Here is a 15,027-nt window from a genome sequence, read left to right on the forward strand (position 1 = left end):
AAAGCGGCCGAGCAGCATGCCGACGCCATCTATGCCATGGCCGATGCCGACGCGATGCCCACCATTGTCGCCACCGGCCACACCCATATCGACGTCGCCTGGCTGTGGCGCGTGCGCGAAACCCGCCAGAAGATGGCGCGGTCCATGGCCACGGCGCTGGCGCTGATGGACGAATATCCCGACTACCGCTTCATGTATAACCAGTGCGTGCTGCTCGATTATCTCGATCAGGACTATCCCGAACTGTTCGAGCGGGTGGGGGAGCGCGTCAAGTCCGGCCAGTTCGAGATCGAAGGCGCGCTCTGGCTCGAGCCCGACGTCAATGTGTCCAATGGCGAATCCCTGGTCCGCCACATCCTCCATGGCGTGCGCTACCACGAAAAAACCTATGGCGTGCGCCCGCGCATGCTTTGGCTGCCCGATACCTTCGGCTATTCGGCTGCCCTGCCGCAGCTGATGGAGCGCTCCGGGCTCGACACCTTCGTGACGCACAAGCTGAGCTGGAACGACACCAACCGCATGCCCTACGAGACCTTCCGCTGGCAGGGCATCGACGGCACCACCACGGCGGCCTATTTCCTCACCACCCAGCCCTATAAGTCGCCCAGCATCGGCACCACTTATTGCCCCGATCTGAAACCCACCCATGTGATGGGCACCTGGAACCGCTATGGGCAGCAGCCGGTCAATGACGAGCTGTTCCTGGTCTATGGCCATGGCGACGGCGGCGGCGGCCCGACCCGCGAAATGCTGGAGAATATCCGCCGCATGGAACGCGGCATTCCCGGCTGTCCCAAGGTCAGCCACGAGCCGATGCGCCCCTTCTTCGAGCGCCTCCTGGCCAAGATGAATGCCCATCCCGAGCGCTTCCCCACCTGGGTGGGCGAGCTCTATCTCGAATTCCACCGCGGCACGCTGACCTCGGTGGCCAAGAACAAGGCCAACAACCGCAAGGCCGAGCGCACGCTGCGCGAGATCGAGGCCCTGGCGGTTGCCGCCCATCTGCGCAGCGGCACGGCCTATCCCCGCGCTGCACTGTGGGAGCTCTGGCAGATCGTCATGCTCAACCAGTTCCACGATATCCTGCCCGGCTCGTCCATCGGCGCGGTGTTTGACGACAGCGACCGCGACTATGCCCGCTTCTTTGCTAGCGCCGACGCGCTGCGCGCCGAACTGGCGGCGGGCCTTGGCAGTGGGGCTGTGGCGGCATTCAACGTCACCAATCGAACCCGTTCCGGCCTGGTCGCCAGCGACATGGCGGGCAGCCAGACCATCGAGCATGCCGACGGCAGCACGCGTTCGGTGATCCGTCAGGCCCCGGTTGCCGGTCTGGCCACGGCGGCCCTGACGCCGCTGGCGCCGGTGAGCACCCTAAAGGTCTCGGCCAACACCATCGAAAACGATCACCTGATCGCCCGCTTCGATGATCTCGGCCGCATCGTTTCGCTGCACGATCGCAAGCATGACCGCGAAGTGCTGCGCCCCGGCCAGCTCGGCAATCATCTGCGCGCCCATCGCGATCGTCCGGCCCAGTTCGACGCATGGGATATCGACCGCTCTTTCGAAGACCAGTCCTGGGACATCGACGAGCTCGTCTCCGCCCGCGTTGTCGAGACCGGCCCGCTGCGCGCCGCCATCCGCTTTGAATACCGTTATGAAAGCTCGACCATCGTGCAGATCGTTTCGCTCGAAGCCGACGCGCGCCAGCTCGAGATCGAGAGCTTCATCGACTGGCACGAGCACAATACCCTGCTCAAGGCCGGTTTCCCCATCGCGGTCAACGCCAGCGCCGTACGCGCCGAAATCCAGTTCGGCCATGTGCAGCGCGCCACCCATGTCAACACGAGCTGGGACGAAGCACGCTACGAATGCTCCATGCAGCGCTGGGTCGACGTCTCCGAACCCGATTTCGGCGTCGCCCTGCTCAATGACTGCAAATATGGCTATGACGCCAAGGGTTCCACGGTGCGGCTGACGCTGTTGCGCTCGCCCACCTATCCTTGGCCGGAGTCCGACCAGGGCGCGCACCGCATCCGCTATGCCATCATGCTGCATGATGGCGACACGGCGGCCGTCACCGCCGCCGCCGAGGACTTCAACCTGCCGCTGCTGGCGCTGCCGGGCGCGGGCGGGGTTGATACGCCGCTGCTGGCAGTCGATGGCGATGGCATCGTGCTCGAAGCGCTCAAGCTGGCCGAGGACGATGACGGCATCATTCTCCGCCTCTGGGAAGCCCGCGGCCAGCGCACCCCGGCCAGCATCACGCTGCCCGACGGCTATGCGGTGGCTGAGGCTGTCGATCTGCTCGAGCGTGACGGCGTGGCCCTCGCCATCGACGCGGGTCGCGTGGCGCTGGCTTTCGGCCCCTTCGAGGTCAAGACCATTCGGCTGGCGCGGGCATGATGGCCGCGCTGTGCCAGACCTTCGGCTTGCGATAGGCGCGCCATGGCCGGGTCGGTGATCGAGCGCGCCAAGCCGCCCAAGGTGGGCATCAAGGATGTCTCGCGCGAGGCGGGCGTGGCCATTTCCACAGTCTCGCATGTGCTCAACGGCACGGCGCCCATTTCGTCGGCCGTGCGGGCACGGGTGCTCGATGTCGCCCGGCGCCTGGGTTATCTGGCGCGGCGCCAGGCCATGGGCGCCATCGGCGCGCTGCAGGCCGTTGTCGTCGCAATGCCGCCCGATACGCTGGCGCAGACGAGCCTGAACCTGGTTTCCTGGACGATCCTCAAGGCGCTGGGCAGCGCCTGCGAGGCGCGCGGCATCCGGCTGGTGCCCCATGCCATCGACGCCGCCGGCGATGCCAATGGCTTGCTAGACGCCTTGGCCACCAGCCAGGCCGATGGCCTGCTGCTGCTCAATATCGACCGCCCCGAGCTGATCGACGCCATTGCCGCCGCCGACATCGCGGCCGTTTTGCTCAACAGCGAAGACAGCCGCATGCGCCTCGACAGCGTCACGCCCGGCAATCGGTTCGGCGCGTGCCTGGCCACCAATTGGCTGATCGGGCAGGGGCATCGCCAGATCCTGCATGTCACCTGGCAGGGCCGCACCACCATCCGCCGCCGTGCCGAGGGCTTTTGCGATGCCTTTGCCGACCACGGCCTGCCGCCCGAAAACGCGCGCTTCTGCTATGCCAGGAGCTGGGAGCCCGAGGCGGGCGAAGCGGCCGTGACGGCCTGGCTTGACCAGCACAATGGGCTGGACGGCGTCACCGCCATCTTCTGCGCCGCCGACAATCTGGCGCTGGGCGTGATGCGCGCGTTGACGGCGCGCGGGCTAAATGTGCCCGGCGATGTCTCGCTGATGGGCTTTGACGGCATCGCCCCCGGCCAGTTTGCCGCGCCCAGCCTCAGCACCGTCAATGTGCCGCTCGAACAGCTCGGCGCCGCGGCGCTCAACCTGCTCGAACAGCGCCTGACCAGCGTTGGCGCCCCCCGCGCCACGCAAAAGCTCGAACTGGGCTGTGACCTGGTGCTGCGCGACAGTGCCCCTGCCCCGCCCACCATTGCCTGATCCCGCCTACTGCCTGACAATTTTCGGAGTTCGCCATGCCCAGCCCTGCCTCCCCATCGCATGCGGGCTTTGCCATTGCGCCGGGCGACAGCGTCACCGCCTGGGCGATCTCGCCGGTCTCGGCCTTCGACTATCCCGGCATGGCCGCGCCGGCCGAGGATCGCGTCAACTACCACTTCATCAACGGTTTCGTGGATGTCGGCACGCTGCCCTGCCGCATCGCCCTGATGCGCGAGCTGTCCACCCGCGTTCCCGCGCTCCAAACCGACTGGCCCGTCGAGGGCCTGCATCTGCCGGGTGCCAGCCGCCGCGTCGAATTCACCCGCTTCCAGTATCGGCCGACGCGACTGTCGCGCTGGTGCCGCACCACCTTGGTGCCCACCACGCCGGGCGACCACCGCTTTGACCTGATCACCTGCGGCGGCGTGCACATCTGGGTCGATGGCGCGCTGCAGGTGGCGTTCGAGCCCTATGTGCGCAATAGCCCGCAGCGCCGCGAGATTGCCCTGCCGCTGCGCGAGGGCGGCAGCGATGTCGTCGTGCTGACCGAGGAAATGGCCGAGCGCGATACGACCTGGTTTTTCGAGCTCAGCCTGATCAGCCCGGCGCCGATTACCGCCACGCTGCCCGGCGCTCAGGCGCAGGGCGACAGCGCCGCCATTCGCCAATTGGCCGCCAGCGTGCGCCCGCTCGGCGAACGAGTGGGGCCGGAGGGCCTGGTGCTGCAGTTCGACGCCAGCGTTGCCGTGCCGGTTGAAATCGCCGTCACCCTGCGCCCAGGCTCCCAGGCCGGCGGCGAACCCCTCCACTATGACCTGACGCTGCCCTCGCAGCAGGACAGCCTTTTTGTCTGCCCCGCCGAGAGCCTCGCCAGCGGCTTCTATATTGTCGACCTGGTTTTTTCCGCGCAGGGCGCCCGCACCACGCGCGAAATCCACTGCGTCGTGCTGCCCCAGGTCGAACCGCGCCAGCTCGGCGCCGACATCGCCACCCGCAAGCGCCAGGCGCTCGACCATATTGTCGAGCATGGCGAAGAGCGCATGGGCACCGCGCTCGCCCTGTTGGCTGCCGGCCATGCCGACGATCCGCGCCTGCGCCGCATCATCGAAAAGACCCTCCATGTCATCGAGGAGCGGCATGACTGCTCCGATTTCGTCGCAGTGCCGCTGCTCTGGGCGCTGCACCGCTTTGCCGACGGCCTGCCGGCCGATCTCCTGGCCCGCGCTCAGCGCGCGCTGCTGGACTATCGCTATTGGGTCGATGAGCCCGGCAATGACGTGATGTGGTTCTGGAGCGAGAATCATGTGCTCTGCTTCCACACCGCGCAATTGTTGGCGGGGCTCCTGCTGCCGGACGCTGTGTTTACTGCCTCGGGCCGGACCGGTCGGCAGCAGGCCGAGCTGGGCGAGCAGCGCATGGGCCTCTGGCTCGACGCCATCGAGCGCGATGGTCTCGCCGAATGGAACTCGGCCGCCTATTACCCCATTGATTTCATTGGCCTGCTCGCCGTGGCCGAACTAGCGCCACCGGCCATCGCCGATCGCGCCAAGGCCATGCTCGATCGCCTCTTCGAGATGATCGCGCTCCATACCCTCGCTGGCGTGCCGGCCGGCAGCATGGGCCGCGCTTATGGGTTGGAGCTGACCGCTGGTGCCATCACCGAGCTGGCGCCCTTTGCCGCCGTGGCCTTCGGCCAGGGCTGGCTCAATCGCGGCGTGGCGGCCTTCCCGCAATTCCTGGTCGGTGCCTATGAGCCGCCCGCTGCGCTGGCCGAACTGGTCAACCCGCCGCCCGGCCGCGCCGTCACCGCCCATTATGTGCAGGGCCATGCCGGCGTGGGGCGGCTGGCACTCTACAAGACCGCCCATGTGCAGCTCTCCGCCTGCGTCGATGGCCGCCCGGGCCAGACCGGCCACCAGCAGCATCTGGTCGATGTGCGCCTCGCCACCCATCCCTTCGCCCGCGCCTGGGTCAATCATCCAGGCGAGGACGATCCCTGGGGCCACAATCGCCCGTCCTATTGGGCCGGCAATGGCGTGATGCCGCGCGTCGGCGCCCACGACAATGTCGCGCTCCAGCTGTTTGACCTGGGCGCATCGCCCCGCGTGGCCTTCACCCATGCCTATCTGTCGACCTCGGGCATTGACGAGCGCATCCTCGAGGGCAACTGGCTCATCGCCCGCGCCGGCCAGGGCGTCGTCGCCATCGGCGCCACGGCGCCGCTCGAGGCGATGACCACAGGGGCAGGCGCCGGCCGCGAGTATCGCGTCGCAGGCCTCCGCACCGGTTGGGTGACCATTGTCGCCGATTGCCCCGATGCCTCCGCCTTCGCTCGTTTCCGCGCCCGCATCGCCGAGACGACGCTGACGCTCGAGGGCCGCAGGCTCACCCTCCGCCGCCCCGATGCCCCGGCGCTGACGCTCGACTGGGACCATGGCCTAAGCGTCGACGGCGCGGCCTGGACCTTCCCCAATCCGACGGTCATACCTGCTGTCGCCACCATTCCGGCCAGGCTCTGGTAGCCGCGCTGGCTAGCCGGCAGCGTCTCCGGTGAGGCGCCGGCTCCAGTCTTCCACTGTCCCGGTGTCCAGCCGCCGCCGCGCATGGCGGCGCCAGCCTTCGGCCAGCGGCGCCAGTTCGGCCAGCGCGGCAAGGGCATCGCGATTGAGCGGGTCGCGATAGAAGATCTGCCAGATCCGGCGAATGCTCCACTCCGGCGCCCGTCGGTCGACCAGACGCAACTCACTTTCGGGCGCAACCGTCCCCGCCTGGAGCACGCGGTAATACCAGCCCGTCCGCCCCGAAATCTGCACGCACCGCGCCAAGTCGGCGACGCCGAAGCGGGCATTGAGCTTCCAGCAGGGCTGACGTCCCTGGCTGACTTCGATGATCGCCGAGCCCAGCGCAAACACGTCGCCCACGGCCGCATCGGCCTCCGTCAGACCCAGCGTCGACAGATTCTCGCCAAAGGCGCCGCATCGGGAAAGCAGGGGCAGGGCGCCCAGTTCCTCGGCCCAGGGCGCATAATGGTCGAACGGATAATGGTGCAGGGCCTTGTCCGGCCCGCCATGCACCCGCAGGTCGCCCTGCGCATCGCCGGCAAGACCAGACGCAGCCAGCGCAACCGGCCCGGCAACAGCTCGCTTGTCGATGCCGCTGGGAACACCTTTGTCCCCCAGCGGCCTGACAGCGCCGGTCAACAGTCCTGACAGCCGCAACGGCGTCATTGGATGTCCAGCCCGTCCAGCCAGTCCTCAAGCATTTTGCCCGCTGCTGCTGCCAACGGCGCGCCGAACCGGCCAGCGTCTTGGCGCAGGGCGGTGACGTCGATCCCGGCCGATGCCAGCTCGCTGGCATGGCCCACCAGCCAGCGCTCGAAGCCGGCCTGTGCATCGGCCTCGACATGAAACTGCAGCGCCAGAAGGTTGCGGCCCAGTGCAAAGGCCTGCTGTTCAACCAGAGTGCTGGCGGCCAAATGCACGGCGCCCTCCGGCAGGGTATAGGTGTCGCCATGCCAGTGCAGCACCGGCAGTCCGTCCAGATGACGCAGCGGCCCGGCATGACCGTCCGCTGTCAGCGTGAGAGGCGCAAAGCCGATCTCTTTCAGCCCGGATGGACACACCTTCGCGCCCAGCGCCGTAGCCAGCAATTGTGCCCCAAGGCAGATGCCCAGCACCGGACGATGCGACGCAACGCGCGCCGCAATCAGCGCCTTTTCCCGCGTCAGGAAGGGGTAGGCGCCTTCCTCATAGACGCCAATCGGTCCGCCCAGCACCACCAGCAGGTCAGGCGCCAGCGGATCGAAATCGAGGAAGTCGGCGTCGCCGACGGTCCGGTATTGCACGGCATAGCCACGCCGCTCCAGCACGGGCGCCAGTGTTCCCAGGTCCTCGAAATGAACATGTCGCAGGGCGGTTACCGTTTTCATGCCAGTGTCTCCCATCGGCAGGCCCTGATTGCCTCGGGCGCGCCATTGACGCTAAGTCTGTTGCGTTTCGTCTCTTCATGCCTGGAGGGGCGGCAACCGCCGGTTCGTCGATGGCAGTCGACGAACCGGCACCCATTCGATCGGCCTTATTGTGCCGTCGATACCTTGCCAGGCAGGCTGAGGTCGCCCGAGGCAACCTTGAACACATTGTCCACGCATAGCAGCGGCGCATGCAGGTCGGCATTGATCCGCAGGCCAGCGGTGACGCCGTCATAGGCCGCATCGACCAGTCCGCCCACCAGCGCGATCGGCAGGGTCACGTTGACCGTGTCGCCGCTGAGGTCGGTGGCATAGTCCGGGCTGTCGATCAGCAATGGCACCTTCGGCCAGGTTGCCGGCACCTTGGGCGTGGTCCCTTCGGCAATGTCGACCACCTTCAACCCGCCGTTGCAGGCCGCGTCCTCGGCCAGCACCACCCAGTGCGGGTGCCACACGTCGCGATTGGCGCCGCCATTGGCCGCGTCGTCGAAGTCGGGGTGGAAGGTCACCGCCAGTGCGACAATGCCCTGGTCAGCGTCGAAACCAACATCGCTGCTGTTCAGGCTGGTGGGCCAGACATAGGCATAGACGCCGGCACCGGCAAAATTGCCGGTGGCTGCGGGCTTTTCGGCACCGGCGGAGCCGCGAACGCGTGTGGAAAACACCGCCATGTCGCCATCGATGCCGATGCTGGTCTCGATGATGTCCATGGCCGCGGGCACGGTGTCGCTGGGCTCGGCATGGATGCCGGCTTCATGCGCAGAGGCCGGCAGGCAGGCGCTGCACAGCAGGGCCGCCAAAAGCAGGATATGTCTGGTCATTCTCGTTCTATCTCTCTGTTTGAGCCTGGAGGGTTCCGCCATCCGCTGTGAACGCGGCCCAGGTGGCAGCCCGGGTCGCCGGATCGGCGGTTTCATGTTCGTGGCAATCCATGCGCAGGTCCTGCGAACCGAATGCCGCGTCGACGAAAGTGCAATGATGCGGCCTGAGCGCATCGGCATGGGCGTTGGGCCGGAAATGCCGGCAACTGACGCACATGCGTTGAATGGGAATGGTGCCGCTGTCCTGCAGCTTGCGGATCATGGCGACGAGGGCGACCAGCATGTCCTGCTGTTGATCCACCGCCAGGGCACCGACAGCCTGGCCGCCCACGCTGCGCGCGGCCTGTGCTGCCGCCATGGCGTCCGATCCTGCAGGCGTGAGCATCACCCGCACCGAGCGCGCGTCATCCGCATCGCGCTGGCGCAGCACCAGTCCCTTGCGGTCCAGGGCGTTGATCGAGTCGGTGGCCGATGGTTGCGACACGCCCAACTGGCTGGCGATCTCGCGCACCGCCAGCCCGCGCCCACGCCCCTCGAGCGCGGCCAGAACGGCCATTTGCGCCGGATTGACCCCAGCAGCACGGGCGCTGGCCCAGTCGTCGGCACGCATGGCTGTGGCAACACGCTCCAGTCCCATCTGGATGCGCAGGCTCAGCGAAGTATCGGCGGTCATGGTGTCCATGGTGGCTTTATATAGGAGTCCTATGAAAAGGCAAGATGAGTCTGCATGGATTCAAGCCGGACGCATTCGATCCGCGCAGGAACGCGGGCGGCCTTGGGGCGTGAGTGGGAATGGGGTGGGCGGTCTGGCGATCCCGACAGGATTCGAACCTGTGACCAACAGCTTAGAAGGCTGCTGCTCTATCCAGCTGAGCTACGGGACCTGAACCAGACAGGGTTCATGTAGCGGATTCTGCCGCAAAGGGAAGTCCGCTGCGCCGATCATTGGCGGGGCAGGGCGCGCGGTCAAGGCCGCGCCGGTCGATCACACCACCGGCGCGGGGCGCTGCGAGGCCGGTGCAAAGGCCCGTGTGCTGCCGCGGATGATCAGTTCCGAACTCAGCACGGTGTGGCGCGGCACCCGGCGGCGCGGCTCACCCTCGATCAGGTCGATCAGCGCCTCTGCGGCGATACGGCCCAGCGCCTCGCGGGGTTGCCGCATCGTGGTCAGCGGCGGCCAGAAATGAGCGGCAAAGGCCAGATCGTCAAAGCCCACCACCGAGACATCGCGCGGGCAGTCCAGCCCGTGCTGTCGCAACCCCGACAGAAAGCCGATCGCCGTCTCGTCATTGGCCGCAAACATGGCGCTGGGGCGGCTGGACAGCGCCATGTAGCGTTCCGCCGCGGCCAATCCCTGCTGCATGTCGAAGCCGGCTGGGAGGATCCATTCCGGCCGGATCGCGATCCCCGCGGCAGTCAGCGCCCGGCGATAGCCCGCCTCACGCTCCTCCGTCAGCACATTGCCGTCCGGCCCCCGGATATGGCCGATCCCGCGATGCCCCAGCCCGATCAGATGCCGCGTCGCCACCTCGGCGGCGAATTCATTGTCCGTCCGCACGCTGTGAAATGGCGCGCAGGCGATGTCCTCGCAGGCCATGATCAACGGCACGCCGGCAGGTGGCGCCGCCAGTGCCAGCAGCGATTCCAGCGGCACCGATCCATCCAGCAGCAGCAGCCCGTCGGCGCGGTTGGAGAGGAAATATTCGTGCAGGCGCCGCCCGCTGTCATGGCCGGCGAATCGGTTCGCCACCAGCACGCTGTAGCCGCGCAGCACGGCCTCGCGCTCGATGGCATCCAGGACCACCGAGAAGAACGTGTTGCCGATGTCCGGCAGGGCAACAAGGATGGTGCGGCTGTTGCGCTGGCGCAGCGAGCGGGCCGCCTGGTTGAGCGTGTAGCCGGTTTGCTCGACGGCGCGAAAAACGCGCGCACGGGTGTCCTCGCTCACCCTGTCGGGGCTCGACAGGGCGCGGCTGACTGTGGCGGTAGACACTTTTGCGTTCCGCGCAACGTCTTGAATTGTCGGCGTTTTTCTTATGATTGACATACCTGGCAGCGCCCCCCTCGCTGTCGGTAACGCTTATTGTCTAAATCGATCTTGACAGGTCCGCAAGTCGTGTATGACACTAATGAAATCGATTGCAGAACTTTCTCACGAAGGGAAATGCAATCGATTACATGCAGCCAGCAGGGGATATCTCCCAAGAAGATAACCCTGTGGCTGGCCGCTTCGCGGGAGCGTTAGGCTCCAAGTGATCGTTGGGAGGACAATCTATGAAGAAATTTGCAGTGGTTGCCGCTATGGCAACTGCTCTCCTCGGCTCCACCGCAGTTCATGCAGCCGATGTTGAGGTGATCCACTGGTGGACGTCTGGTGGCGAACAGGCCGCCGTGTCCGTGTTTGCCCGTGAGTTCGACGCCCTGGGCGAAGACAAGTGGGTTGATACCGCCATCGCCGGCGGTGAAAACGCCCGCGCTGCCACGCTGCAGCGCATCCTGGGTGGCGACGCCCCCGGCGCCGCACAGTTCAACCCGGGTCGCCAGTATGAGGAACTGATCAGCGGCGGCATGCTGCTCGATCTGACCCCGCTGGCCGAGAAGGAAGGCTGGGCCGATTTCATCCGTCCGGCGTCCATCTCTGAAGCCTGCCTGGTCGATGGCCACTGGTGGTGCGTGCCCGTGAACATCCACTCGTGGAACTGGGCCTGGGCCTCCATGCCTGCCTTCGAAAAGGCTGGCGTCGAGCTGCCGACCAGCTTTGACGACTTCCTGACCAAGGCTCCCAAGCTCAAGGAAGCTGGCGTCATTCCCTTCGCGATCGGCGGCGAAAGCTGGCAGATCAACGGTGCGTTCGGCGTGATCCAGACCGCTATGCTCGGCCTCGCCGACCGCGAGAAGATCCTCAAGGACAAGGATCTCGAGCTGGCCAAGTCCAAGATGGCTGACGTCTTCACCAAGTTCCGTGAGTTCAAGCAGTTCTCGGACGAAGGCTCCGCCAACCGCAACTGGAACGACACCACCAACCTCGTGGTGACCGACCAGGCTGCAATGCAGATCATGGGCGACTGGGCTCGCGGTGAATTCGGTGTGGCCGGCGAAGTTGCCGGTACCGACTACGCCTGCTTGGCTCTGCCCGTCGAGCACCCGACCGTCTCCACCGGCGGCGACATCTTCCTGTTCCCCAAGCAGTCGGACCCGGCTGTTGAGGAAGCTCAGCTGAAGATGGCCTCCATGATGGTCAATCCTCAGGTCCAGGCTCTGTTCAACAACGCCAAGGGCTCCATGCCCATCCGCGACGACGTTGACATGTCCCTGGCTGACGACTGCATGAAGAAGGGCCTCGAGATCATCAAGGACCCGGCCAACATCGCTGTCGACGCTGGCCGCTGGCTGTCGAACGACACGACCGGTCAGATGAACGACCTTGTCGCTCAGTTCTGGGCCGATGACTCCATGACTGTTGATGCTGCTGTCGAGCAGTACGTCAACATTCTCCAGACCGCAGAGTAATCATTCCCTGCTTGGCCGGAGGGCATATGCCCTCCGGCTTTTTTTATTCTTGCATGGCTCGTCCATGCAAAAGGGAGCCCCTCCATGTCCCAGTACGCCCAAAGCAGCGATGCTGCGGCGCTTGTATCGACCAGCCCACCGCGTCGAGCGCGCCGAAAATTCAATGTGATGTCCATTGTTGGCACCACCCCGATGATCCTCACGGCGGTTGGCGTCTTCGTGATCTGCATCATCTTCTCGTTCATCTGGTCCTTCACCAACTCCAAGCTGTTCCCCAATTTCAACTTTGTGGGCATGGACCAGTACAATCGCCTCTGGGCCTCTGACCGCTGGAGAATCTCCGTCGGCAACGTCTTCCTGTTCGGCGTCTGCTCGCTGGTCGCCAACATGGTCTTCGGCTATCTGCTGGCCGTGTTCATGGATCAGCGGATCAAGCAGGAAGATCTGTTCCGCTCCATCTTCCTTTATCCCTTCGCCATGTCCCTGGTCGTGACAGGCCTCGTCTGGCAGTGGATGTTCGATCCCAACCTGGGCATCCAGTCGGCCGTCCGCCAGCTGGGCTGGACCGACTTCCAGTTTGCCCCGCTCACCAACCAGGCCACCGCAATCTATGGCGTTGTGCTCGGTGGCGTGTGGAACGGTGTGGGTGTCACCATGGCCATCCTGCTGGCCGGTCTGCGCGGCGTCGATGCTGAAATCTGGAAAGCCGCCAAGATCGACGGCATTCCGGCCTGGCGCACCTATCTGTTCATCGTGCTGCCCATGATGAAGGGCGCGCTGCTCACCGCCTTCATCCTGCAGTGCACCGGCGTCGTGCGCGTCTTCGACATTGTTATCGCCATGACGCAGGGCGGCCCGGGTGTCGCCACCCAGATGCCCGCCATCTACGTCATCCAGCACATCACCGACCGCGTGAACGTGGGGCAGGGCATGGCAGCGGCATGCACCATGCTGCTCCCGGTCCTTGCCGTCATCGTCCTGCAGGGCGTCCTGCAGTGGAACGCCAAGCGCAAGAAGGAAAAGGCAATATGACGTCCGAAGCACTCTCGCCGGCGACCACCGGCGCATCGGGCGCCGTCGAACCGCGTGGCGCCAAGCCCAAGAAGCTCACCATCGGCCGTGTCGGCGTCTATGCGTTCTTGGTCATTGCGGCCCTGTTCTTCCTGATGCCGCTCTGGGTCATGATCGTGACCTCGCTCAAGGGCCTGCCGGAAATCCGGCTCGGCCAGCTCTTCAACCTGCCCGCTCAGGTCACCTTCGAGCCCTGGCTCAAGGCCTGGGACACCGCCTGCACGGGTCGCGACTGTAATGGTCTCAAGCCCGGCTTCATGAACTCGCTCAAGATCACGCTCCTGTCGGTGCCGGTCTCGATCGTGGTGGCCATGATCAATGGCTATGCCCTCAGCTTCTGGAAGTACAAGGGTTCGGACCTGCTGTTCGGCATCCTGATCTTCGGCGCCTTCGTGCCCTACCAGGTGGTGATCTATCCGCTCATCATCGGTCTGAGCAAAGTGGGCCTGTTCGCCACGCTGCCGGGCATCGTGATCGTCCATACCATCTTCGGCATGCCGATCCTGACGCTGCTGTTCCGCAACTTCTTCGCCTCGCTCCCGCCTGAACTGTTCAAGGCGGCGCGCGTGGACGGGGCCGGCTTCTGGCAGATCTTCTTTCAGATCATGCTGCCCATGTCGGTGCCGATCGCCATCGTGGCGGTGATCCTGCAGACCACCGGTATCTGGAACGACTTCCTGTTCGGCACGGTCTTTGCGGGTCGCGAGAACATGCCGATGACGGTTCAGCTCAACAATATCGTCACCACCACCACCGGTGTGCGCGAATACAACGTCAACATGGCCGCGACCATTCTGACTGCCGCCGTACCTCTGGCAGTCTACTTCATCTCGGGCAAATGGTTCGTCCGCGGCATCGCCGCCGGTGCGGTTAAGGGTTAAAAAGATGACGCAACACAGTGTTTCCATTCGGGATCTGTCCCTCAACTTCGGCAACGTCAAGGTGCTTGAGCACCTGAACCTGGACATCGCCCAGGGCGAGTTCATCGTTCTGCTCGGCCCCTCGGGTTGCGGCAAGTCCACGCTGCTCAACTGCATCGCCGGCCTGCTCGACGTCTCCGACGGGCAGATCTTCATCGGTGGCCGCAATGTCACCTGGGAAGAGCCCAAGGATCGCGGCATCGGCATGGTGTTCCAGTCCTATGCGCTCTATCCGCAGATGACCGTGGAGCGGAACCTCAGCTTCGGCCTGCGCGTTGCCGGCATGAAGAAGGACGAGATCGACAAGCGCGTCGCCCGTGCTGCCGAAATCCTGCAGATCGGGCCGCTGCTGCAGCGCAAGCCGGTCGAGCTGTCCGGCGGCCAGCGCCAGCGCGTGGCCATCGGCCGCGCCCTGGTGCGCGACGTGGATGTGTTCCTGTTCGACGAGCCCCTGTCGAACCTGGACGCCAAGCTGCGCAGCGATCTGCGCGTCGAGATCAAGCGGCTGCACCAGCGGCTCAAGAACACCATGATCTATGTGACGCACGACCAGATCGAGGCACTGACCCTGGCCGACCGCATCGCCGTGATGAAGAATGGTGTGATCCAGCAGCTCAGCGATCCGCACACCATCTACAACAAGCCGGTCAATCTCTACGTCGCCGGCTTCATCGGTTCGCCGCAGATGAACATGCTCAATGGCACGCTCGATGGCACGACCTTCACCACCGATGAAGGGATCGCGATTTCGGCCGCCAACTATGAGTTCACCACCCCGGTGAGCGGCCCCACCAAGGCCATCCTCGGCGTTCGTCCTGAGCATATTGTTCTGGGCGAAGACGCTCGCAGCATGCCTTTCACGCTGGATGTCGAGATCGAGATTGTCGAGCCCATGGGCTCGGACACCCTCGCCTGGACCAAGATCGGCGGCCATCCGGTGACCTTCCGCTGCAACAGCGATGTCGACATCAAGTCTGGCCAGAAGGCACTGATCGGCTTTGACGCCGGCCGCGGCTCGATCTTCAGCGTCGAGACGACCAACCGTCTCTAGCGACTGCCAATTTCGGCGTCGGCGCCCGCTCAGGGCGGCTGCCGGCGCCCAAACACTGCCCGCGGCAGCCAGATATTACTTTTGCGGTGATCGACCTGCCGCTGCTGCGCGACAACGCCCCGAAACATCGTTATCCCCTGCGACCAGCTTTCGTCGCAGCCATCCATTCTA

The 15,027-nt window shown here is 65.2% G+C and carries 12 protein-coding genes, 1 tRNA gene and 1 pseudogene; 8 read left to right on the forward strand and 6 right to left on the reverse strand.

Translation table 11 applies throughout. From position 1 onward, the window contains the following. Positions 1–54: 54 nt before the first annotated feature. The 4 genes and pseudogenes from K1177_RS18565 to K1177_RS04635 all read left to right on the forward strand — a co-directional run. Positions 55–1,998, forward strand: a pseudogene (locus K1177_RS18565) (alpha-mannosidase); the annotation flags it as partial. A 48-nt stretch (positions 1,999–2,046) separates the two neighbouring features. Continuing rightward, positions 2,047–2,403, forward strand: coding sequence for a glycosyl hydrolase-related protein (locus tag K1177_RS18570; protein WP_449508575.1), 357 nt, complete (start codon positions 2,047–2,049; stop codon positions 2,401–2,403). Positions 2,404–2,445: 42 nt separating this feature from the next. Continuing rightward, positions 2,446–3,516 carry a LacI family DNA-binding transcriptional regulator gene (locus K1177_RS04630; RefSeq protein WP_224702148.1) on the forward strand — a complete coding sequence of 357 codons (1,071 nt, stop codon included), beginning with the start codon at positions 2,446–2,448 and terminating at the stop codon, positions 3,514–3,516. Between the two features lie 35 nt (positions 3,517–3,551). Then, entirely contained in the window at positions 3,552–6,038 is a 2,487-nt protein-coding gene (locus tag K1177_RS04635) for a hypothetical protein (protein ID WP_224702149.1), read from the forward strand. Between the two features lie 9 nt (positions 6,039–6,047). Here the strand turns inward: K1177_RS04635 and K1177_RS04640 are convergent, their stop codons facing one another. From K1177_RS04640 to K1177_RS04665, 6 genes are all read right to left on the reverse strand, one after another. Beyond that, positions 6,048–6,743, reverse strand: a complete 696-nt coding sequence (locus K1177_RS04640; RefSeq protein WP_224702150.1) for an MOSC domain-containing protein — start codon at positions 6,741–6,743, stop codon at positions 6,048–6,050. Further along, positions 6,740–7,444 carry a glutamine amidotransferase gene (locus K1177_RS04645; protein ID WP_224702151.1) on the reverse strand — a complete coding sequence of 235 codons (705 nt, stop codon included), beginning with the start codon at positions 7,442–7,444 and terminating at the stop codon, positions 6,740–6,742. Before K1177_RS04645 ends, K1177_RS04640 begins: the two co-directional genes overlap by 4 nt. Positions 7,445–7,590: 146 nt before the next feature. After that, positions 7,591–8,304 (reverse strand): hypothetical protein, encoded by a 714-nt coding sequence (locus tag K1177_RS04650; RefSeq protein WP_224702152.1) that lies wholly within the window; start codon positions 8,302–8,304, stop codon positions 7,591–7,593. A gap of 7 nt (positions 8,305–8,311) precedes the next feature. Continuing rightward, positions 8,312–8,986 (reverse strand): MarR family winged helix-turn-helix transcriptional regulator, encoded by a 675-nt coding sequence (locus K1177_RS04655; RefSeq protein ID WP_224702153.1) that lies wholly within the window; start codon positions 8,984–8,986, stop codon positions 8,312–8,314. Positions 8,987–9,111: 125 nt separating this feature from the next. Next, positions 9,112–9,188, reverse strand: a tRNA-Arg gene (locus tag K1177_RS04660). Positions 9,189–9,289: 101 nt separating this feature from the next. Continuing rightward, positions 9,290–10,351: a LacI family DNA-binding transcriptional regulator gene (locus K1177_RS04665; protein WP_224702154.1), complete on the reverse strand. Its 1,062-nt coding sequence runs from the start codon at positions 10,349–10,351 to the stop codon at positions 9,290–9,292. Between the two features lie 227 nt (positions 10,352–10,578). On the opposite strand from K1177_RS04665, the gene K1177_RS04670 reads away from it, so the two are divergent. From K1177_RS04670 to K1177_RS04685, 4 genes are all read left to right on the forward strand, one after another. Further along, positions 10,579–11,814, forward strand: coding sequence for an ABC transporter substrate-binding protein (locus K1177_RS04670; protein WP_224702155.1), 1,236 nt, complete (start codon positions 10,579–10,581; stop codon positions 11,812–11,814). An 84-nt stretch (positions 11,815–11,898) separates the two neighbouring features. Next, positions 11,899–12,846 carry a carbohydrate ABC transporter permease gene (locus tag K1177_RS04675; protein WP_224702156.1) on the forward strand — a complete coding sequence of 316 codons (948 nt, stop codon included), beginning with the start codon at positions 11,899–11,901 and terminating at the stop codon, positions 12,844–12,846. After that, the gene (locus tag K1177_RS04680; RefSeq protein WP_224702157.1) at positions 12,843–13,766 is read left to right on the forward strand and encodes a carbohydrate ABC transporter permease; all 924 of its coding nucleotides are present in this window, start codon (positions 12,843–12,845) and stop codon (positions 13,764–13,766) included. Before K1177_RS04675 ends, K1177_RS04680 begins: the two co-directional genes overlap by 4 nt. Positions 13,767–13,770: 4 nt before the next feature. After that, the gene (locus tag K1177_RS04685; protein WP_224702158.1) at positions 13,771–14,856 is read left to right on the forward strand and encodes an ABC transporter ATP-binding protein; all 1,086 of its coding nucleotides are present in this window, start codon (positions 13,771–13,773) and stop codon (positions 14,854–14,856) included. Positions 14,857–15,027 lie beyond the last annotated feature (171 nt).

It is taken from the genome of Devosia aquimaris, assembly GCF_020169335.1.
Taxonomy (GTDB): domain Bacteria; phylum Pseudomonadota; class Alphaproteobacteria; order Rhizobiales; family Devosiaceae; genus Devosia; species Devosia aquimaris.